Raw genomic sequence first — 21,875 nt, 5'->3', positions numbered from 1 at the left:
GCCCCAATACAAATTGCTATAAATTCTTTTTTTCGTTTCTCTCTTAGCTCATCACGCCAAGGGAGTAAGTTAATTCTTGCCATTAATCAAAACTCCTCAATGCCAAGCCACATGCCACCATGAGCGAAGAAGCATCATTCTCTATTTTTTTAATATCGATTTGTGGAGAAAACCCCATTTGTAAAAATGGGTTGGCAATCGTCACGCGATAACCCAATTTTTGTTGTAGTAATTTCGCCAGTCCTGGAATGTTGGCATTCCCCCCAGCCAATAAAATATGGTCAATCTCATTAAATTGTGAAGATGAGAAGAAGAACTGCAATGATCTTGCCGCCTGCTGAACCACCGCTTCTAGGAAGGGTTCTAAAACTTCAACATCATAGTCATCTGGCAAGGAACGGCTTTTCTTGGCACGGCCCGCTTCTTCAAAAGACAGACCATAACGATTTTGAATTTCCTGAGTCAGCTGTTTACCGCCAAACACCTGCTCGCGCGTATAAATCACTTTATTATTTTGCATGACTGATAAGGTCGTCATGGTATGACCAATATCTAAAATCCCGACCGTATTTACCCCCATAGGTAAAGTGTCGGAAAATACTTGATACGCATTTTCGATAGCAAAACTTTCAACATCTGCCGTTTTTGGTGTGAGATTAGCTAGCTCAAGTACTTCGGCACGCGCTTCTACATTTTCAAGACGGGTTGCCACCAAAAGCACATTCACCCGATTCGGATTGGCTAAACGATCCGGCAATACCTCAAAATCTAGACTGGCTTCGTCCAGAGGAAACGGAATATATTGCTCAGCATCCATACGGATTTGAACTTCACGTTCGTCGTCTGTCATATCTGCATCCATTTCAATGGTTTTGGTAATGACCAGTGAAGTTGGGATTGCAAGGGCTGCAGCTGTAGATTGAGTATTAGCGAGATTGAGCGCTCGCTCTAGCGCATCACCCACTGCTTCTGGATTTAGAATATTTTTTTCGACAACACTGCCTTCAGGTAGAGGAACCAGCGCATAGCTTTCAACCCAATACCTATTACCGCTCTTAACAGAAAGTTCTAATAATTTAACAGAAGTAGAACTAATATCTACTCCTACTAACCCCTTATTTGGCTTACGATATAACCTGAGCACAATATAATTCCTATTATTTTTTTATCCCCAATAAAAGTAACCTACTAATCAGTGTTGGTCTATAATTTTATACAGATACAATAACTCATCTAACAATCTGTATGGGTAAAGGCTATACTGACCGCCAATTAGTTTGCCATTAGCTCTTATTAAAACTTACTTGTTATGAAAAAGCTATCACGTTCGGGCCATGTTCATCCATTTTTTTTGATCATAATTATAGTTTTGGTCTCAATTCCGATGGGATTTTATGGCATGTATCTCTATATTGCCCCATCCTTACCTAAAATGACCACCTTAAAAAAGGCGCCGTTATTAAAACCATTACAAGTATATAGTGCTGATAATGAGCTTATTGCTGAGTATGGCGGAAAATTATCCGTTCCTGTGGAATACAAACAGATTCCAAAACCCTTTATTTCAGCTTTTCTTGCTGCAGAAGACTCATCCTTCTTTGAACATAGCGGTATTAGTTTCAAAGGTTTAGGACGTGCGGTCAGTGAAACCATTACCGGTTCCAATGTACAAACCGGTGGTTCTACCATTACCATGCAGGTGGCAAAAAACTATTATTTGACCCCTGAACGCACCCTAAAACGCAAACTGACAGAAATTTTCCTGGCACGTAAAATTGAGCAGAACCTGACCAAAGAAGAAATTCTCACCCTCTATGTGAATAAAATTTTCTTGGGTAAAAATGCCTATGGTATTGCTGCAGCTGCAAAAATTTACTACAACAAAAATCTGGATCAGCTCAGTATTGCCCAAATGGCGATGATTTCCGGTCTACCTAAAGCACCATCAAAATACAATCCTGTAGTTAATCCTACCCGCGCCCTAGAACGCCGTAACTGGATTCTTGGCCGCATGTTGCAGTTAGGTTATATCAATCAAACCCAGTATAAACAAGCCATTGCCGAACCGGTTAATCTCGATATGCCAGACCGTGGCATCAATAATAAATACCCCTATGTCGGTGAAATGGTACGTTCAGAATTGGTAGAAAAGTTTGGTGAACAAGCAATTGATTCTGGTTATAAAGTCTATACCACGATTAATAGCCAGCGTCAGGCTTTCGCAGAACAGTCTGTACAGGAAGGTCTGGAAGCCTATGACCGCCGACATGGCTGGAGAGGCGCTGAAGCTCATAACAAACCGCTTTCTGAATTCATGGCCTATGCCAATACCTATCCCGCTAAAGTAACTAAAGTCGATAAAAATTCTTTTGAAGCCTTGATGCAAGATGGTTCTAGCGTGACTGTTCCATGGTCAGGCATGTCTTGGGCATCTCCCTATAGAAATGCCAATAGCGTTGGCCCTGCTCCGCGTACAGCTTCACAAATTGTTAAAGTAAACGATATTATTCGATTACGTCCGAATGAGAATAAAACCTCTTGGGCGCTGGTACAAATTCCTAAAGCACAAGGCCAGCTTATTGCATTAAACCCCAACAATGGCGCAATTGAAGCCATTGTCGGTGGCTATAATTTTTATCAGTCCAAATTCAACCGTGCCTTGCAAGGTTGGCGTCAGCCAGGTTCTACCATCAAGCCCTTTGTTTATGCGTTGGCGCTTGAGCGTGGCATGACCCCATATAGTATGGTTAATGACAGTCCGATCACGATTGGAAAATGGTCACCGAAAAACTCAGATGGCCGTTATCTTGGCATGATTCCCTTACGTCGCGCCCTGTATTTATCCCGCAATACAGTGTCGGTTCGCCTGCTACAAACCGTGGGCATTGAGCGTACCCGACAGTTATTAATGGATTTTGGTTTACATGAAAATCAGATCCCGCGAAATTACACTATTGCCTTAGGTACACCCCAAGTTCTTCCGATTCAAATGGCCACAGGCTATGCCACATTTGCCAATGGTGGTTACCGTATTCAGCCGCATTTTATCGACCGTATTGAAGATGCTTATGGCAAAGTGATTTATCAAAGCAATCCGGATTATGCGTGTATTTCCTGCATCAACCAAAATGATGAAGAAATTGAATCTGCAGAGCCGCTGACACCCGATGATGAAGTGATTCACGTCACCAATCAAACGCTGCGAGAAGAAAAGGAACTGGCTAAACTCGAACTGGATGAAGCCAAAAGCCAGTACCGTCAAGCACAGCGTGTCTTAAAATCAAGCTCTGCCTATGACATGGCCAATATTCTGCGTGATGTGATCCAGCATGGTACCGGACGCGCCGCACTCAGAATTGGTCGTGATGATATTGGCGGTAAAACAGGTACCACCAATGATGCTAAAGATGCCTGGTTTGCCGGCTTTAATGGCAAACTGGTGACTGTAGCCTGGGTCGGTTTTGACCAACCGACTACATTGGGTCGTCGTGAATATGGGGGGGTTGCCGCATTGCCAATCTGGACCAACTTTATGGGCAATGCCTTAAAAGGCACTCCGGCAGCCTGGGTACATTTTGACAAAAATGCCAAAGCACCAGCAAATCGTAACCAGACCATCACTGTAGGCGAATCTGTCTCGGCTGACCGCTCATCACCGCCTTTGGCCCGTCCATTGTACCGTCCGGCACCTGTGGCGCCAGTACGGGCACCAGAACGTGACTTTGACGATTTACCTGGAGAAGAAATCCTGGTTCCGGATAATGCCAATCCACCCGACATGCAAAAACAAAATAATAAACCGGATGCTCTGGATAATCTGATTGATGTATTTGAATAGCATAATAAAAAGCCCTCAACTGAGGGCTTTTTAATGCATTTATTTCTTTGAAGCTTTCTTTTTAAATAAATAAATCTGGAACTGTGCTTTTAACTCGAATTGTTCGAGTTGTTCTAATGCCTGACGTCGCTCTGGCTTGGCTTTATAAGCATAAGGGGTCATGGCAATCAGATTTTTTAAATCCGCTTGTGATAAGGTAAATGGAGCATCCACCACACTTTCCTCCACCAGCTCAAAAACATCTTCCAATTGTGTCACAAACTTATGTGGTTCATGCGGATTCACCTCCTCAAAAAGTGCTTCACGCATGGCATAAAGATGTTCCGGTGCGGGAGTCACCACCATAAAATAAGCTTCTGGCTTTAACACCCGTAAAATTTCATCTTTAGGAATCGGACTAAACAAACTGGTGCATAAATTAATAGAATGATCTAGTACAGGCAAGGTCGCTCCCGTCCCCACTACCCAAGTGACGTTTTTATTGAGTTTTGCTGCCACCTGAACTGCATTTTTAGCAATATCCACGCCAATACATTGCAATACTTCAGCCTGCATGGCATCGGTGTAATAACCTTCCCCACATCCAATATCGAGCAGATTTTCAATGCGTAATTCACGAATTTTTTTGACCACGGCCTGCTGTAAAGGTGCATAAAAACCGGCACTTAAAAATGCGCGACGGGCTTGTACCGATTCAGGCGTATCACCCGGTTGTTTACTATGCTTGTGTTGTACCACATGCAGATTGACATAGCCCTGCTTGGCCACATCATAACTATGCTGATTTGCACAGCGCCAGGTTTTCTCGTTCAGGTGCAATGCCTCACGACATACAGGACACATCAGCAGATTCATTCTTTTCTCCAGAACCTAAAAGTGCAATAAAAAGAGCCGGCAAATGTGGGAGCAAATGCCGGCTCTTTTACAAAGATTTGCTTAACGTAATTTTAAGGTCATTAAACCCAATACCACCAGCATAATCGTAATAATCCAGAAACGGATCACGACCTGGGTTTCACGCCAGCCTTTTTTCTCATAATGATGATGCAACGGCGCCATTAGGAATACACGCTTATTGCGCATCCGTAGTGAACCGATTTGCAGGAATACAGAAATGGCTTCAACCACAAAGACCCCGCCCATAATCGCAAATACGATTTCCTGACGAACCATAACTGCAATCGTACCGAGCATAGCACCTAAAGATAAGGCTCCGACATCCCCCATAAACACTTGGGCAGGATGGGCGTTATACCAAAGGAAAGCTAAGCCGGCACCAATCATCGCCGCACAGATCACCACCAGTTCAGAAGAATATTTTACATAAGGAATATGCAGGTAGTTTGCAAAACGGATATCACCAGCCAGATAAGCAAATACGCCTAAACCTGCAGCTACCAGTACGATCGGCATAATCGCCAAACCATCCAGACCATCGGTCAGGTTCACCGCATTAGATGCACCGTTAATGACCAGATAGGTAAAGACAATAAAACCAATCCCTAAAGGAATAGCAGATAATGGAATGGAGAAATTTTTAAAGAACGGAAGCAGCAAATCCAGCATATTGGCTGTATGTACAGGATTGGCCTGCTGGGTCGCAATCACATACAGTGCGATACCGGCACCCAAAGAAGCTACTGAAGTCCAAAAGAATTTTTTCCGTGCAGGCAGACCGGCATTGTCTTTATAACGTACCTTGATCCAGTCATCCGCCCAGCCGACAGCACCAAAAATCACCATTACGCCCATTACAATCCAGACATAGGGATTGGATAAATCTGCCCAAAGCAAGGTTGATATCCCAATCGACAGCAAGACCAGAATCCCGCCCATGGTTGGGGTACCCATTTTTTTGGCATGATTTTCAGGAGCAAAGGAACTCACTGCCTGCCCGTATTTTAAGGCTTGCAGCTTACGGATCATCACCGGACCCAAAACCAGTCCAATGGTCAATGCGGTTAAGACACTGAGCAGCGCACGTAATGTTAAATAACGGATCACGCCGAACGAGCTATTGTAGCCAGCCAGGTGTTCAAATAACCATAACAGCATTAAAGTTTCTCCATCAAATCAGCCATCAATGTTTCCATGTGGGTATAACGAGAACCTTTAAACAGGAAACTCATGGATTGAGGTTGATGTGTTTCAATTAAACTAAATAAGAAAGGAAGGGCCTGTGCTTGGGTCAGGAAGGCCTGCATTTTTTTGCCATACTGGGTACTGCGCGCGCCTTCTTGGGTGGCGGGAGCGAATTCACCCACGGCAACGACAAAGTGAACACCTGGTACTGAAACCAGATCACGACCCAGCATATAGTGTTGCTGTGCAGCACTTGCGCCTAATTCGCCAATATCACCAATCACCATCACTTTGATGCCTTCCTGCTGCGCCAGCACTTCGGCTGCAGCGCGCATGGAGGTCGGATTGGCATTGTAAGTATCATCAATAAATAAATGGTTTTTTGCCTGAATAAAATTCAAGCGACCTTTGGCACCTTTCGCCTGCTCCAGACCGGTCACAATATCATCCAGCGCAACACCAATAGCCAGTGCAAAAGCAGTTGCGGCAGTGGCATTTTGCACATTGTGTTCACCGGCAAATGGTAAATTCACCTGACGCACACCTTGCGGGGTATTTAACGTAAAGCGGGAAGATTGTGCCTGCAATTCGATGTCTGTTGCAAAAACATCGCCGCCTGGTCCAAAGCTCAAAACCTTCTCGGTTTGCACCGCTTGGCGAATCGTATCTGCAAAATCATCTGCTGCAGGAACAATTGAGGTGCCTGCTTTATCAATATGACGATAAATTTCCGATTTTGCCCGGCAGATGCCATCGCGTCCGCCAAACTCACCTAAATGCGCAGTACCAATATTGATAATCCCGGCGACATGCGGTTGCACCAGATTCGAGGTGTAATCAATTTCACCTTGATGACTGGCACCCAGTTCCATCACAGCATATTGGTGCTCAGCACGCAGCTCGAGCAACATCATCGGCACACCCAAATCATTATTCAGGTTGCCACGGGTAATCAAAGTTGGAGCTAAACGCGACAAAATACTGCCGAGCATTTCCTTGGTGGTGGTTTTACCGCTACTGCCAGTCAGGGCAATCACTTTCAGCTGTGAATTTTGCGCACGGCGATAAGCCCCAAGCTGCCCCAATGCCAATCGGGTATCGGCAACCACAAGCTGACAGATATCTGCATCCACCGGATGACTGACTATCGCGATTTCACAGCCATTGCCTGCCACTTGGGCAACAAAGTCATGCGCATCGAAACGCTCACCTTGCAGGGCAAGAAAAGCATCGCCTTTTTCCGCAAAACGTGAATCGGTCAAAATTCGTTTGATTTCGCCTTGAGGCACGTTCTCATTCAACCAGTAACCTTGAGTAGCTTCAGCCAGTTGTGCGGCCGTCCACGGCTCTAAAGGTACTGTACTGGTAGTTGATGTATGCATGATCGTTTCCTATTGCGCAGGATAAGCTGAATCTGGTGTGTGATGCTGGGCGTCGATCGCGGACTGCACTTCAACCACATCATCAAACCAATGACGTACGCCATCAATTTCCTGATAGTTTTCATGGCCCTTACCGGCAATCACCACAATATCACCTGCCTGAGCCTGTTTGACTGCAAATTTAATCGCTTCACGGCGGTCATGAATTTCATGCACGCGATGCGCTGAAAAATCAATTCCGGCTTTCATGTCGGCAAAAATCTGTTCAGGATTTTCAGTACGTGGATTGTCTGAGGTAATCAATGCAACATCGGCATGATCCAAGGCAGCTTGAGTCATCAGCGGACGCTTGCCGCGATCACGGTCACCGCCACAACCAAACACCGCCCATAAATCTTTGGATACATGGCGTTTCAGGGTTTGCAAGACTTGAATCAAGGCATCAGGTGTATGCGCATAATCCACTACAAACAGGCGCTCGCCATCACGGATCACCTGCATACGACCCGGCGCACCTTTCAGTTGAGGTGCAACTGCAATTAAATCGCTTAGCTTAAAGCCAGCCTGCTCTGCAGCAATCAGACTTGCGACAAGATTTTCCACATTGAAATGGCCCAGCAACGGACTGTTGACTTCAAATTCACCCTCTGCAGTGATCATTTTAAAGTAGGCGCCGTTTAAACTATATTGAATATTTTCAACTTGATAGTCAGCTTTTTGAGTGGTTGAGTAAGTGAGGATTTTCGGTTGGGCTGGATTTGATTGTGCAGCCTCAATCATGACCTGCGCATGCTCATCATCAATATTGATAATCGACACTTTCAAGCTGGAAAATTTAAATAATCGCGACTTCGCTTCTGCATAGGCTTCAAGCGTCCCGTGATAATCCAGATGATCACGACTCAAGTTACTATACGCTGCAATTTCGATATCGCAGCCATTCAAACGACCTTGTTCCAGACCATGTGAACTGGCTTCAATCGCGGCAAATTCAGCAGCCTGCTGGGCATAGCCATGTAATGCATTTTGTAGCTGCAAGGCATCGAGAGTGGTATGCGAAGAGGCTTCCAGATTCGGTAAAATACCGTTCCCGGTGGTTCCCATCACGGCGCATTTCTTGCCTTGCAACATCAGCAGTTCAGCAATTAAGCGTGAAATAGTGGTCTTACCGTTGGTTCCAGTCACTGCAATAATGCGCGCGGCATTTACAGCTTGGGTCGCTTGTAAATACTGCTTTTGCCACTGGCCCATCACATGACGGACATTTGCGACCACAATACTATTTTCCAGGCCCAGATCAGTTTCGCTGACCACTGCCAAGGCACCACGTGCCAAAGCCGATTGGGCAAATTGCAGCGTTTTTTCAGGCTGAGAAAAACCAGTCAGGGCAATAAAAATTTGCCCTGTTTCAACTTTACGACTATCTAGACTAAAGCCACCGAATGGCTTGCTCATCCATCCAGTGGTTTTCTCAGTACTGTAGAGATCTTGAAATGTAATGGACATTCATCACCTGTTACTGGATTTTGGGAGTATCTAAAGGTTTATCTAAAGGCACGTTCATCAGACGCAAGGATTCTTGCATTACCCGTGCAAATACAGGGGCTGCCACCAAACCGCCGTAATATTGTCCTTTCGGATTTTCCACCACAATGACCATCGCCAAACGCGGATCACTGACGGGTGCCATACCGGCAAACAGCGCACGATATTCACTATCGGAATAACCCTTACGGTCTGCACGTAATTTATGTGCCGTACCGGTCTTACCTGCCACACGATAACCCGGAATATTCGCCTGCTGTGCTGTACCACCCGGTAAAGTTACCGCTTCCATCATCAGCAAAACCTGTTCGGCAATTTTGGCATCGACAATTTGCTCACCCTTCGGTGGCTGTTCCAGCTTATACAGGCTTAAAGGCACCTTCACGCCTTTATTGGCAATCATGGCATAGGCATCGGCAATTTGCAGTACCGTCGCATTCAGACCATAACCATAGGCCATGGTACCGACTTCCGAGACATTCCATTTGCTTGGCGGCAAAATCAAACCCGCACTTTCACCCGGGAATTTGACCGCAGAACGCTGTCCCATACCTACACGTTTATAGAAAGTAGGCAAGGTTGCATAAGGCAACGACAAGGCAATTTTTGCCACACCTACGTTGGAAGATTTCTGGATGATTCCACCTAAAGTCAGTACGCCATAATTATGGGTATCACGGATGGTATGATTACCAATGCGCATACTACCCGGCGAGGTATTGACGATAGAGTTTGCGGTATATTTGCCACTTTCCAGCGCCATCGCCACAGTCAGCGGTTTCATGGTCGAACCCGGCTCAAACGAGTCCACGGCACCGCGGTTACGCATGGCATCTTTATTGGACAGACTTTTTTTATCGTTCGGGTTATAAGAGGGCCAGCTGGTCATGGCCAAAATTTCACCGGTTTTTACATCTACAGCAATGGCAGTTGCAGAACGGGCATTATTCGCCACCCCTGCCGCAGTCAACTCACGGTACAGAATATATTGCAGACGCGAATCAATACTTAAGGTGATATTTTCCCCGGCTTCAACTTCTTTAATAATTTCAGGATCTTTAAAACGGTTGCCTTTTTTATCACGCACAATCTGCTGTTCGCCATCATGACCAGACAAAGCCTTATTCAGCTGCATCTCCAGACCTTCAATCCCCACGCCTTCACTATTGGTCAAACCAATAATCTGGGCATTCGGCTGCGGCTGCGGATAGTAACGCTTATAGTTTTTCTCGGTATAAACACCCTGGAACTCACGTTTCGCGATTAGTTCAGCTTGCTGAGGTGGAATTTCTTTTTGCAGCACCAGATAACGTGAACGAGGTTTATCGTTCATTTTCTTTTTCAGCTCGGCACGATCCATCCCCACCGCATCGGCAAGTTCATCCAGATTCAGGTTTTTATCCGGCAACTGACGTTTCAGTTTGCGGTTATTCGGATCTTTGGCCAGTTCGGCAGTAATTTCATCAAACTGTTTTTTGGTTTCAAAATAATCACGCGGATCAATCACCACCTTCATGACCGGTGTACTAATCGCCAAAGGCACACCATGACGGTCATAGATCACGCCACGCATCGCCTTGATTTTTTCCGTTCTTAAAATATTGGCATTGGCCTTGTTTTGCAAAAAGTCCTTGTTGATGACCTGCACATAAAATGCACGGCCCACCAAAGCCAAAAAGCACAGTAAAACTACACTCCACATCAGATAAAAACGCCACATATCTACGCTAAGGGCGGTTTTTTCGGTAATCGGCTGCTGCTTTTTGCGTGTTGCCTGCTTTGTTCTATTGTCCACCATATTACAGCTAGCCTTATTTTTTATCTTCTGGAGTCATTGGTAAAGAAATTACAACCGTCTGTGCTGCAGGGGGCGAATACATGCGCAATTGGGTTACAGCACGCGTGCCAATTTGTGCAGTCGCACCAAAGGTTTGCTGCTCAATCAGCAAACGCCCCCACTCTGCATTCAGATCATCCCTTTCCCGCATAAATGAGCTTAATTCGCGATAATCATGACGATATTCAAATACCTGAAACACCACCATCAGCGCGCTAAGAAAGACCAGCAGCAGCAAAACAATATAACTGATGGTTTTTTTCATCGGTTTTTTGTCGGTTTTCTTTTCAACAACTTCAGTTTTCATTATTCGCCTTTTGAAGCTAAGCGCTCTGCAACTCTAAGCCATGCACTACGAGAACGAGGGTTGGCTTTGACCTCTGTTTCACTGGCACGAACTCGGGAAATTTTCTTTAAACGACGGGTATCTTCCCGTTCTTGTGGCATACCCCAACTGGTATCTTCCGCTAAAGTCGATTCTTTTTGAATAAATTGTTTAATTAATCGATCTTCTAATGAGTGGAAACTGATCACTGCCAGACGACCTTCTGCTTTAAGCACATCCACTGCTTGCGGCAAGAAAGCTTCAATATCATCTAATTCTTTATTAATGGCAATACGGATGGCCTGAAAAGTTCGGGTTGCCGCATGTTTATTTTTTTCCCATTTCGGATGGGCAACCTTTACGATCTCTGCCAGTTGAGCCGTAGTTTCAATATAACCCGCAGCTTTAATGGCTTTGGCAATACGGCGACTGTAACGCTCTTCACCATACTGGAAAATAATATTCGCCAAAGCTTCTTCTTCAATATCCACCAGCCACTCGGCTGCCGTTGGACCTTGCGAATTGTCCATACGCATATCCAGCGGACCATCTTTCATAAAGCTAAAGCCACGTTCTGCCTGATCCAGCTGTGGAGATGACACCCCTAAATCCGCCATCACACCATCAACCTTGTCGATACCCAACGCTTCCAGTTCCTGTTTTAAATCGGCAAAACTGGCATGAATAATTTTAAAGCGTGAATCTTCCTGTTCTAATTGCGCCGCGGTTTCCAACGCTTGTGGATCTTTATCAAAAGCGTAAACACGTGCATTTTCATCCAATTTAGACAGCAATAAACGGGTATGACCGCCACGACCGAAAGTACCATCGACGTAAATTCCTGTATTGCGATCTGCCAATAAGGCATCAACAGTTTCGTGAAGTAATACAGAAATATGCGACATAAGGGTTCAATCAATACTAGGAAAAATGTAACTGCACATTATTACCTTGTTTTGATAAAGCTCCAAACGACTTTTTGTAGGGAAATATTACTTTTCATAGAGAAAACCGTTTTTAACTGTCTTTCAGCAGGTTTTATGTGATCTTTGCGCTGAATTTATCTTATTTTAAAAACCCAATGCCTGTATTTATTATCTGTTAAAATCTGCTATCTCCCACTTTAACCGATCAGCAGCGAAAGGGAATTTTTCTTACCTGGTTTCTTGGATCGAGCTTCAAGATCTGCGCTTTATTTATGACAAAATTACCGTTATTCATTACTGGCATTTGCTTTGCCGTAATGAGCTTGATTTATCTATGCATCATTACACCCAATAAAGATGAAAAAGCCGTTCATCAGGCCACCTTATGTAATGTGATCCGTCATAATCCGGCTGTTTTCACAGCCAATGAATTGTTTGAACAGGTCAAGTTCACTTATGGCAATAGCACGCCAAGTTATGCCTATCACAAGCCGAAATTTTATCAAAACTATACTCAGCATATGGTTGATGATTATTTAAAATTAACACCTGAGCAGCAGACTCGGGCAAAAGCCGACTATCAAACCTGTCGAGATTTACTTAATCAGTAAAAAATAAAGTGCATAACTTTTCAGCCCAGATTCAGTTCAAAATAAAAAAGCCAATCACAATGGATTGGCTTTTTAATGACAGATCAACTGATTATTTACGGGTGTTATAAATCTGGTCGAAAGTCGCACCATTCACAAAGTGAGTCTGTTGTGCTTTTGCCCAGCCACCAAAAACTTCATCAATAGTAAATGTTTTAATCTTTGGAAATTGTGCAGAATACTTAGCTAACACTTCAGGGTTACGTGGACGGTAGAAATATTTTGCCGCCATGTCCTGACCCAATGGTGAGTACAAGTAGTTGATATAACCTTTAGCTAACCACTTGTTGCCATCTTTATCTACGTTTTTATCCACAATGGCAACCGATGGTTCAGTTAAGATAGACATCGACGGATAGATAATATCAAACTTGTTTTTACCCAAGCTTTTTTGAGTCACCAAGGCTTCATTTTCCCAGGTCAACAACACATCACCAATACCCCGTTCCGCGAAAGTGGTCATTGAAGCACGCGCAGCCGAGTCCATCACTTTAACGTTGTGGTACATCTTACCAACGAAGTCTTTGGCTTTGGCATCATTACCACCCGGTTGTTTCAGTGCATAACCCCAAGCCGATAAGTATACCCAACGTGGTAAACCGCCTGTTTTCGGGTTCGGGGTAATAATCTGTACGCCCGGTTTGGTTAAATCTGACCAGTCTTTAATGTGTTTTGGATTGCCTTTACGCACCATAAATACGATGGTTGAGGTATAAGGTGCAGAGTTATGCGGGAATTCTTTTTGCCAGCCCGGTTGGATTTGACCTGACTTAACAATTTCTTCAATGTCGTTGGCCAGAGCCAAAGTCACCACATCAGCTTTTAAGCCATCCACTACAGCACGCGCCTGCTTACCTGAACCGCCATGAGACTGTTTAAAATTGACAGTACGACCGGTACGTTCTTTCCAGTAAGCACCAAAAGATTTGTTGAATTCTTCATAGAATTCACGCGTTGCATCATAAGATACATTTAAAAATTCACGCTCTGCCGCCTGAGCAGAAGTTGTAGTAAAAGCCATGCCGGTAGCCAGCAATGCTGCACTGAATAACGCTTTAAATTGAGTTTTCATTGCAATACAGATCAATTATCTTCATTAATGCTAAATATATGAAATAAAGTCATAAATCGCAATAAATTAAACTGCTGGTAATTCAACACAATATTTGCACCATTTGTTTAAATTTATGTTTTTATTCAAGAATCACTCGAACAGTTTACTTATTCCTTATATATACTGTTTTCTGAATTAGATATGAAAAAAACGGATAATAAATTATCCGTTTTTTGCTTCTTTATAGAAAATGAAACTTAATTTTTCTCAGTATAAATCTGATCAAAAATAGCTCCATTCACAAAATGGGTTTTCTGTGCCTTGGACCATCCACCAAACACATCTCCAATAGTGAACAGTTTGATTTTTGGAAATTGTGCCGCATATTTTGCTGCTGCTTGCGAATTACGCGGACGGAAGAAATACTGGGCTGCCAGCTCCTGGCCCTTAGGCGAATATAAATAGTTGAGATAACCTTTGGCCAAATTACGATTGCCGTTCTTATCGACATTTTTATCGACAATCGCCACAGATGGCTCAGCCAGAATTGAAATAGAAGGATAGACAATCTGATATTTGTCTTTACCTAGTCCTTGAGTCGCCAGCAAGGCCTCATTTTCCCAAGACAACAGTACATCGCCAATACCACGTTCAGCAAAAGTGGTTAAAGAACCGCGCGCACCGGAGTCCAGTACTTTGACATTGCCATAAAGTTTTTTCACCAGCTCACGTGCTTTGGCATCATTCCCGCCCGGCTGTTTTAACGCGTAGCCCCATGCTGACAGGTAAATCCAGCGAGGTGCACCACCCGTTTTCGGATTTGGCGTAATGATCTCCACGCCCGGCTTGGTTAAATCGTTCCAGTCCTTAATATTTTTAGGATTTCCCTTGCGTACCAAAAAAACCACGGTCGAGGTATAAGGAGCAGAATTGTTTGGAAATTGCTTTTGCCAGTTTTTATGAATCAGGCCGGCATTTACAATTTCGTCAATATCGTTGGCGAGCGCCAAAGTGACGATATCAGCTTGCAAACCATCAATTACGGAACGCGCCTGCTTGCCTGATCCACCATGAGATTGCTTAAAATTGATGTCCTGTCCGGTACGCTGCTTCCAGTAGGCACCAAAGGCCTGATTATATTCCTGATAAAACTCACGAGTCGGATCATAAGAGACATTCAGAAAATCTTTCGCGGCGAAGCTCTGTGTGCTAAAACCCCCAAGCAATGCCAAAAGTATCGATGCGATTATTTTTTTCATGTGTAACACTCTATTTCACTGTTATTTAATAATGAAGTCACTATATAAATCATAAATATTTTTAACAATCATAAACTTATAATATTTTATTGATTGAAAATCGATTTTAGAGATATCCATAAAAATGCTTTAAAATGCACTTTTTACACTAAAAGTCTTCACAGTGAATCTGCAACTTATTGTTTTTAATCATCCTCCATGTTTTCTCCATACTTTTTTGATACAAAGTGCAAAATCTTTATAGGTTTTTTATTATTTTGTAATAAAGTGTGATGTAGTTCTACTTTTGTATTTTTTTGTGTGGTTAAATGCTAATCACTCATCGGATTAAAACAATATATAAAATTCCAGCACCAGAAGGGGGATGTGGAAATGCGCTATACCGCAATTATACAAGCTTTAAGCTTAAGCTTAACTTTAGGATTTATGGCTCAGCTGGGACACGCAGCTGCGATTAAAGGTACTGAATCCAAAGTCATGTTAAGCGCTGAAAAATCTTCATTGATTGAAAAAGCCTTGCAACAGCAAAAACAAGGTGACAATACTTTACGTGCCGATAACGACTTAAAGATACTGACCGAAATTAAAGTTGCACCGACTCAAAGCTTCTTTGCCGCTCAAAACCAGAAATTTAGCCGTTTTCTGCAAGTATTTTTTCCACAAAACAACTCTTAATTTAACAGTGAACCTCTTGCCCCTTTAAGAGCTTCCCATCTAGCCTAATCATTTCAATGTTGAATTTAACATTAAGTGATTAGGCTTTTTCGTTATAATAGCCCCCATTCACATTCTGAAAAATATTGGTTATGACTGTCCGTACTCGTATTGCGCCTTCTCCTACCGGCTTTCCACATGTAGGCACTGCTTATATTGCCTTGTTTAACTTATGTTTTGCTAAACAGCACGGCGGTGAATTTATTCTTCGTATTGAAGATACTGACCAACTGCGCTCAACCCCCGAATCTGAAAAAATGATTTTAGATTCATTGCGCTGGTTAGGCTTGAATTGGTCAGAAGGTCCAGATGTGGGTGGTCCACATGCGCCTTACCGTCAGTCTGAACGTATGGGCATCTATAAACAATATGCTTTGGAACTGGTTGAAAAAGGCCACGCATTCTACTGCTTCGCAACTGCTGAAGAGCTCGATCAAATGCGTGCAGAACAGCAAGCCCGTGGTGAAACGCCTCGTTATGACGGCCGTGGTTTATTGTTGTCTCAGGATGAAGTTGAACGTCGTTTAGCTGCTGGCGAACCCCACGTCATCCGCATGAAAGTACCGACTGAAGGTAGCTGTAAGTTCGACGACATGCTGCGTGGTGAAGTGGAAATTCCTTGGGCACAAGTGGACATGCAAATTCTGCTGAAAACCGATGGCTTGCCAACTTACCACCTGGCAAACGTGGTCGATGACCATCTGATGCAAATCACCCACGTAATTCGTGGTGAAGAATGGATTCCATCAGCACCGAAACACCAGTTGCTTTACCAATACTTTGGCTGGGACATGCCTGTGCTTTGCCACATGCCTCTATTACGTAACCCGGACAAATCAAAACTGTCTAAGCGTAAGAACCCAACCTCTATCAATTACTACAAAGACATTGGTGTGTTACCGGAAGCCTTGTTGAACTATTTAGGCCGTATGGGCTGGTCAATGCCAGATGAACGTGAAAAATTCACTTTGGCTGAAATGATTGAGCATTTCGACATTAAACGTGTATCCCTGGGCGGTCCAATCTTTGATGTTGAAAAACTCAACTGGCTGAATGGCCAATGGATTAAAGCGCTCTCTCCTGCTGAATTGTTAAATACGCTTTTGGCATGGAAAGCAGATCGTCAAACTTTAGAAGATATTGCTGCTGCCATTCAGCCACGGATCAACTTGTTGTCTGAAGCAGTAAATTGGGCCGGTTTTTATTTCAATCAGTTCCCAAGCATCAGCAAAGAACAGTTTGAAAGCAAAAAACTGTCCGAAGAACAGGTTCGTCAAAGCTTGCAGTTTGCCATTTGGCGCCTGGAAAGTCTGTTCACCTGGAACAATGACACGGTAAGCCAAACCTTAATGGACTTGGCCAACCAGATGGAAGTGAAACTTCGTGACTTCATGCCGACTTTCTTTATTGCCATTGCCGGTTCAACCAGTTCAACTCCAGTGATGCAGTCGATGGTGACGATTGGTCCTGACTTAACCTTCGCGCGTTTACGTCATGCACTGGAAATTGTCGGTGGTCCGAGCAAAAAAGAAGCAAAAGCTTGGGAAAAACTCAATGAAAGCTTAAAATTGCCGAAAAATGATGCAGTTGATCAAGCATAATTGATTTTATAGTTGACGTGTAAGCGCAATAGCCCTAATATTGCGCTCACACAAACTGGGGTCATAGCTCAGTTGGTAGAGCGCTACAATGGCATTGTAGAGGTCAGGAGTTCGATCCTCCTTGACTCCACCAAAGTTTGCTGTTTTACCTGTGTTGCCTCAATTGTCCCTATCGTCTAGAGGCCTAGGACATCGCCCTTTCACGGCGGTAACCGGGGTTCGAATCCCCGTAGGGACGCCATATTCAAGATCAGCATAATATATTTATGCTGATTTTATAAAAAACCCAAGCATTGCGACTTGGGTTTTTTATTGCCTCAATTTTTTCTCAACTTTTATTTGCGCTGTTTTTGCTTTCTGCGTCATTCTGATTAAAATAAGCGATAGATTAAAATTATGGAGTTGTAATGCAATACCGTTGCCCCAAATGCCAAAGCCCTAAAATTATGCCTGTCGCTCAAGCCGGTAGCCCTGCAGTACGACCTGTAGTTCCTAAAAGCCTTGTCTTTCTTATTCCAGCAGTATTTATTTTATTGCTGTTGGTTTTAATTAGCATTGCGATGTGGATTTTTGGCGATGGTGCAGGCTCTACCCTGCAAACTGCAACTGTGGTGGTCTTTATTATCTGTATCATTGCCGGCTTCCTGTTTTACCGCGACCTGCCTGATTTTAAAATTTCCATGCAAGGCTTTATGCAATCACAAAAGAAATGGAAATGTCGTGAATGCAATCACGAATGGGAAATCTAAAAAAGCTCTTATTTCACATCAGCTTCAGTGCTGATGTGAATCTTGCTGATGATGTGAGTGTGGATCATGATCATCATGGCGATGACCAGATGAATGTACCCCACATTCATAATCTTCAATCTGTAACGTTATTTCCCGAATGCCATGTTGATGGCTCAACATCTCCAGAGCTTGCTGATATAACAGATTATGATCTGCCTGAGGTGCATAAAGATGTACAGTCAGGTGAATATTCTTGGAAGTAATAGCCCAGACCTTGAGTTGATGGATGCTTTCCACATCCTGCAAGCCCAAAAGATCATTACGCAACTGCTCAATATCAATTTCTTCTGGCACCCCTTCGAGCAGGATGTTGATACTCTGTTTCAGCAAAATCCAGGTTCTAGGCAAAACCCAAAAACCAATCAGCACTGCAATAAGGGTATCCACCCACATCCAGCCAGTAAAATAGATGATTGCAGCCCCAATAATCACCCCAATCGAACCTACCGCATCACTTAAAACTTCCAGATAAGCCCCTTTCACATTCAGGCTTTCTGTTGAGCTGGAAAATAAAATCTGCATAGAAATCAGGTTAATGATTAAGCCAATCACCGCAACTATCAGCATTCCCATACTTTGAATTTCAGGTGGATGACTAAAACGCTGATATGCCTCGAACAGAATATACATCGCCACAATAAATAGCATCGAGGCATTAAACAGGGCCGCCAGAATTTCAAAACGCTGATAACCAAAAGTTCGCTTATCATCGGCCGGCATTTTGCCAATTTTGATCGCTACCAAGGCAATCGCTAAAGCTGCAGCATCGGTAAACATGTGGGCTGCATCAGAAAGCAATGCAAGACTTTGCGTAATAAAACCCGCAATGACTTCAATAATAAGAAAAATGCAAGTGAGTGCTAAAGCAAAGGTCAGCTTTTTGGCATTCCCTTCCGTTACCACCGCATGACTATGATCATGTCCATGATGTTCAGACATATCTCCCCCTACTACTCTATTTTTTTGATTTTCGGTGTAATAATTCAGCATAACAATACAGTTATAGCCAATAACATGACACTATTGTTGCAATTCAATGATTAAGGACATTAGCCTTAAATAGGCTCATTGCTTTTCTATCGCTTGTTCCCTGAGATTAAAAAGACACAAAAACAATAATTTATTAACAATTAATACAGAGTGAATATCAAATGAAAAATCAAATTACAAATAAAGAATACCTAATTTTAAAAAAGGATATACATTAAAAATATTGGATAAATAGCATTTAATCCGGAGGTAATGAATATGATCTTACAGAAAATAAAACAGATTATTTATACTTGGTTACCTCGACTGGGTGCTCAAATGCAAGCCAGACAAAATCCTATTTCCGAGGTGCAGTTACACTATGTACAAGCCCAATATTATGAGAAGTTAGCGCTCGAACATAGTCAAATATTTGAACGTCTGCATGCCAATCACCCTACATCAGAAAACGACCCTGCAACTCAAGATAAACGTAATGCTATGTGGAACTTTCTAAGCGCAGCATTAAAAGGACATTGCGATTCTCAGTATAAACTCGGCCTATGTTATTTGAATGGTGACTTAGGTTTAGATAAAAATTACACTCACGCTCAAGAATGGCTAGAAAAAGCAGCCAAACAAGGTCACCCGGAAGCAAAAAAGACTTTACTATACAGTTATTCTCAAATTGCATTTTAAATCAAAAAACCAGCCCGTAGGCTGGTTTTTTTCACATCCAAATCAGGGATTAACTACCGATTTTGCGATATTTTTGACGCTTCGCTACAAGGTCATCACCATCACGTTTGCGACGGTATTCTTCAAACTCAGTATAGTTACCGGTGAAGAATTCAGGTGTTTCACCTTCAAATGACAAAATGTGCGTTGCAATACGGTCCAGGAACCAACGGTCATGCGAGATCACCATCACAGTGCCTGGGAATACCAGAATGGCATCTTCAAGTGCACGCAAGGTTTCGATATCCAAGTCATTCGATGGTTCATCGAGCAAGATGACGTTTGCGCCCATTTGCAGGATTTTCGCAAGTTGTAAACGGTTACGCTCACCACCTGACAATTGACCTACGCGTTTTTGCTGATCTTGACCTTTGAAGTTAAAGCGACCGATATACGCACGAGACGCAATTTCGTAATCGCCAATCTTCAAAATATCTAGGCCGCCAGACACTTCTTCCCAAACGGTTTTATTGTTGTCCAGGGTGTCACGGATCTGACCAACATAAGCCACTTTAACCGATTCACCCAGTGTTACTGTACCGGTATCTGGTTGCTGTTCGCCAGTCATCATACGGAATAGCGTGGTTTTACCTGCACCGTTCTCACCCACAATACCGACAATTGCAGCAGGTGGTACTGTGAAGCTTAAATCTTTATACAGGGTACGATCACCAAACGATTTGCTGATGCCTTCCACTTCTACAACCTTGTTGCCTAGGCGTGGACCAGGTGGAATGTAGATTTCAGAAGTTTCGTTACGCTGTTGGAATTCGCGTGAGTTAAGCTCTTCAAAACGCTCCATACGCGCTTTATTTTTCTTTTGCTGACCTTTGGCATTTGAACGAACCCATTCAAGTTCTTTCTTCAATGCTTTAGCAAAAGATTCTTCTTGCTTGTTCTCTTGCTCTAAACGGGCATTTTTCTGCTCAAGCCAAGAAGAATAGTTACCTTGATATGGAATACCCATACCACGGTCAAGCTCAAGAATCCATTCCGCAACATTATCCAGGAAGTAACGGTCATGCGTAATCGCTACGATGGTACCCGGGAAGTCTTTCAAGAAACGTTCCAACCAAGATACTGATGAAGCATCTAAATGGTTCGTCGGTTCATCGAGAAGCAACATGTCTGGTTTAGACAGAAGTAAACGGCAAAGTGCTACACGACGGCGTTCACCACCTGAAAGCTTAGATACATCTGCATCCCAAGCTGGCAGGTTTAATGCAGCAGCCGCCTGATCCATCTGGTTAGTCAGATTATGCGCATCCCAAGAATGGATGATTGCTTCCAGCTTCTCTTGTTCTTTTGCAAGTGCATCGAAATCAGCATCTTCAGCTGCATATTCAGCAAAGACTTCGTCCAGACGCGCCAAAGCATCAAGCGGTTCACGCAAACCATCTTCAACGTTACCACGAACGTCTTTGGTATCATCTAAAGGTGGTTCTTGCTCAAGGTAGCCGATTTTAATACCCGGTTGCGCACGCGCTTCACCTGAGAAATCTTTATCTACGCCAGCCATAATACGAAGCAAGGTAGATTTACCTGCACCGTTTAAACCAAGCACACCAATTTTTGCGCCTGGAAAGAATGATAAAGAGATGTCTTTTAAGATTTCGCGTTTAGGCGGTACCATCTTAGACACACGGTTCATCGTGTAAATATATTGGGCCACGTAGGACTCCTCTATAGAAAAAGCAACATTCGCACTCTAACCAAAGCAGTATGCGAACAAATATTTGGCGGGCATTATACGATGAAAGCGGCAAAAAAATAAGGCATAGCTTTCATCTTCAATAGATTGTTACAACTCAGTCGCCGTTTGTTTTTTAAACGCGATCTTGCGGACTTAATGTTGAGCAAGTTTTGCTTAAAAAATTTTAACCTTATAAATAAATAAGATATTTTATTCTATAAATATGCCATTTTATTCATATTCATAAATGCTATATTGATTAAAACTAACTCACGCAGATGACGTAAACATGACTTATAAAGATGAAACACTGGCTATTCATGCCGGATATAGCCCAGAACCGACAACAAAAGCAGTGGCTGTGCCGATTTACCAAACCACATCTTATGCCTTTGACAATACTCAACATGGGGCTGATTTATTCGATTTAAAGATTCAGGGCAATATCTATACCCGGATTATGAACCCGAC

Annotated in this window: 19 protein-coding genes and 2 tRNA genes; 9 read left to right on the top strand and 12 right to left on the bottom strand. The window is 43.2% G+C overall.

Annotated features, from left to right (window positions below):
- Positions 1-82 precede the first annotated feature (82 nt).
- A complete protein-coding gene (locus B4C48_RS07025) occupies positions 83-1,144 on the bottom strand; it encodes a pilus assembly protein PilM (protein ID WP_291354930.1) in 1,062 nt (353 codons plus the stop codon).
- Positions 1,145-1,309: 165 nt separating this feature from the next.
- Between B4C48_RS07025 and ponA the strand changes: the two genes are divergently transcribed.
- Positions 1,310-3,838, top strand: coding sequence for a penicillin-binding protein PBP1a (gene ponA / locus B4C48_RS07020; RefSeq protein WP_291354928.1), 2,529 nt, complete (start codon positions 1,310-1,312; stop codon positions 3,836-3,838).
- Between the two features lie 39 nt (positions 3,839-3,877).
- On the opposite strand, the gene B4C48_RS07015 is transcribed toward ponA, so the two are convergent.
- The 7 genes from B4C48_RS07015 to rsmH form a co-directional block, all read right to left on the bottom strand.
- A complete protein-coding gene (locus B4C48_RS07015) occupies positions 3,878-4,693 on the bottom strand; it encodes a putative RNA methyltransferase (protein WP_291354926.1) in 816 nt (271 codons plus the stop codon).
- A gap of 81 nt (positions 4,694-4,774) precedes the next feature.
- Positions 4,775-5,893 carry a phospho-N-acetylmuramoyl-pentapeptide-transferase gene (mraY, locus tag B4C48_RS07010; RefSeq protein ID WP_291354925.1) on the bottom strand — a complete coding sequence of 373 codons (1,119 nt, stop codon included), beginning with the start codon at positions 5,891-5,893 and terminating at the stop codon, positions 4,775-4,777.
- On the bottom strand, positions 5,893-7,302 hold the full coding sequence (locus tag B4C48_RS07005) for a UDP-N-acetylmuramoyl-tripeptide--D-alanyl-D-alanine ligase (RefSeq protein WP_291354924.1): 1,410 nt from the start codon (positions 7,300-7,302) through the stop codon (positions 5,893-5,895). The genes mraY and B4C48_RS07005 overlap by 1 nt, the downstream gene beginning before the upstream one ends.
- Positions 7,303-7,311: 9 nt before the next feature.
- On the bottom strand, positions 7,312-8,808 hold the full coding sequence (locus B4C48_RS07000) for a UDP-N-acetylmuramoyl-L-alanyl-D-glutamate--2,6-diaminopimelate ligase (RefSeq protein ID WP_291354923.1): 1,497 nt from the start codon (positions 8,806-8,808) through the stop codon (positions 7,312-7,314).
- A gap of 10 nt (positions 8,809-8,818) precedes the next feature.
- The gene (ftsI, locus tag B4C48_RS06995; protein WP_291354921.1) at positions 8,819-10,645 is read right to left on the bottom strand and encodes a penicillin-binding protein PBP3; all 1,827 of its coding nucleotides are present in this window, start codon (positions 10,643-10,645) and stop codon (positions 8,819-8,821) included.
- Between the two features lie 13 nt (positions 10,646-10,658).
- Positions 10,659-10,991 carry a cell division protein FtsL gene (gene ftsL, locus B4C48_RS06990; protein WP_291354919.1) on the bottom strand — a complete coding sequence of 111 codons (333 nt, stop codon included), beginning with the start codon at positions 10,989-10,991 and terminating at the stop codon, positions 10,659-10,661.
- Positions 10,991-11,914 (bottom strand): 16S rRNA (cytosine(1402)-N(4))-methyltransferase RsmH, encoded by a 924-nt coding sequence (rsmH, locus tag B4C48_RS06985; protein WP_291354916.1) that lies wholly within the window; start codon positions 11,912-11,914, stop codon positions 10,991-10,993. Before rsmH ends, ftsL begins: the two co-directional genes overlap by 1 nt.
- A 293-nt stretch (positions 11,915-12,207) precedes the next feature.
- On the opposite strand from rsmH, the gene B4C48_RS06980 reads away from it, so the two are divergent.
- Positions 12,208-12,546 (top strand): hypothetical protein, encoded by a 339-nt coding sequence (locus B4C48_RS06980; protein WP_291354914.1) that lies wholly within the window; start codon positions 12,208-12,210, stop codon positions 12,544-12,546.
- A 91-nt stretch (positions 12,547-12,637) separates the two neighbouring features.
- Here B4C48_RS06980 and B4C48_RS06975 read toward each other — a convergent pair whose 3' ends face one another.
- Both B4C48_RS06975 and B4C48_RS06970 read right to left on the bottom strand, forming a co-directional pair.
- Positions 12,638-13,657, bottom strand: coding sequence for a sulfate ABC transporter substrate-binding protein (locus B4C48_RS06975; protein ID WP_291354912.1), 1,020 nt, complete (start codon positions 13,655-13,657; stop codon positions 12,638-12,640).
- A 239-nt stretch (positions 13,658-13,896) separates the two neighbouring features.
- On the bottom strand, positions 13,897-14,898 hold the full coding sequence (locus B4C48_RS06970) for a sulfate ABC transporter substrate-binding protein (RefSeq protein WP_291354910.1): 1,002 nt from the start codon (positions 14,896-14,898) through the stop codon (positions 13,897-13,899).
- Positions 14,899-15,270: 372 nt separating this feature from the next.
- On the opposite strand from B4C48_RS06970, the gene B4C48_RS06965 reads away from it, so the two are divergent.
- The 5 genes from B4C48_RS06965 (at position 15,271) to B4C48_RS06945 (ending at position 17,962) form a co-directional block, all read left to right on the top strand.
- On the top strand, positions 15,271-15,573 hold the full coding sequence (locus B4C48_RS06965; RefSeq protein WP_291354908.1) for a hypothetical protein: 303 nt from the start codon (positions 15,271-15,273) through the stop codon (positions 15,571-15,573).
- Between the two features lie 131 nt (positions 15,574-15,704).
- A complete protein-coding gene (gene gltX, locus B4C48_RS06960) occupies positions 15,705-17,213 on the top strand; it encodes a glutamate--tRNA ligase (RefSeq protein ID WP_291354907.1) in 1,509 nt (502 codons plus the stop codon).
- A 57-nt stretch (positions 17,214-17,270) separates the two neighbouring features.
- A tRNA-Ala gene (locus tag B4C48_RS06955) sits at positions 17,271-17,346 on the top strand.
- Between the two features lie 32 nt (positions 17,347-17,378).
- Positions 17,379-17,454, top strand: a tRNA-Glu gene (locus B4C48_RS06950).
- Between the two features lie 166 nt (positions 17,455-17,620).
- On the top strand, positions 17,621-17,962 hold the full coding sequence (locus tag B4C48_RS06945) for a hypothetical protein (protein ID WP_291354905.1): 342 nt from the start codon (positions 17,621-17,623) through the stop codon (positions 17,960-17,962).
- Between the two features lie 24 nt (positions 17,963-17,986).
- Here the strand turns inward: B4C48_RS06945 and B4C48_RS06940 are convergent, their stop codons facing one another.
- Complete coding sequence (locus B4C48_RS06940; protein WP_291354903.1) at positions 17,987-18,943, bottom strand: cation diffusion facilitator family transporter; 957 nt, start codon at positions 18,941-18,943, stop codon at positions 17,987-17,989.
- A 309-nt stretch (positions 18,944-19,252) separates the two neighbouring features.
- Between B4C48_RS06940 and B4C48_RS06935 the strand changes: the two genes are divergently transcribed.
- Positions 19,253-19,672, top strand: a complete 420-nt coding sequence (locus B4C48_RS06935) for a tetratricopeptide repeat protein (RefSeq protein ID WP_291354901.1) — start codon at positions 19,253-19,255, stop codon at positions 19,670-19,672.
- A gap of 49 nt (positions 19,673-19,721) precedes the next feature.
- Here the strand turns inward: B4C48_RS06935 and ettA are convergent, their stop codons facing one another.
- Positions 19,722-21,383, bottom strand: a complete 1,662-nt coding sequence (ettA, locus tag B4C48_RS06930; RefSeq protein WP_291354899.1) for an energy-dependent translational throttle protein EttA — start codon at positions 21,381-21,383, stop codon at positions 19,722-19,724.
- 310 nt (positions 21,384-21,693) lie between these two features.
- On the opposite strand from ettA, the gene B4C48_RS06925 reads away from it, so the two are divergent.
- The coding region (locus tag B4C48_RS06925) for a PLP-dependent transferase (RefSeq protein ID WP_291354898.1) at positions 21,694-21,875 on the top strand (182 nt) is incomplete at its 3' end.

It is taken from the genome of Acinetobacter sp. UBA3106 (assembly GCA_002365595.1).
Lineage (GTDB): Bacteria > Pseudomonadota > Gammaproteobacteria > Pseudomonadales > Moraxellaceae > Acinetobacter.
This window is presented reverse-complemented; position numbering and strand designations above follow the sequence as displayed.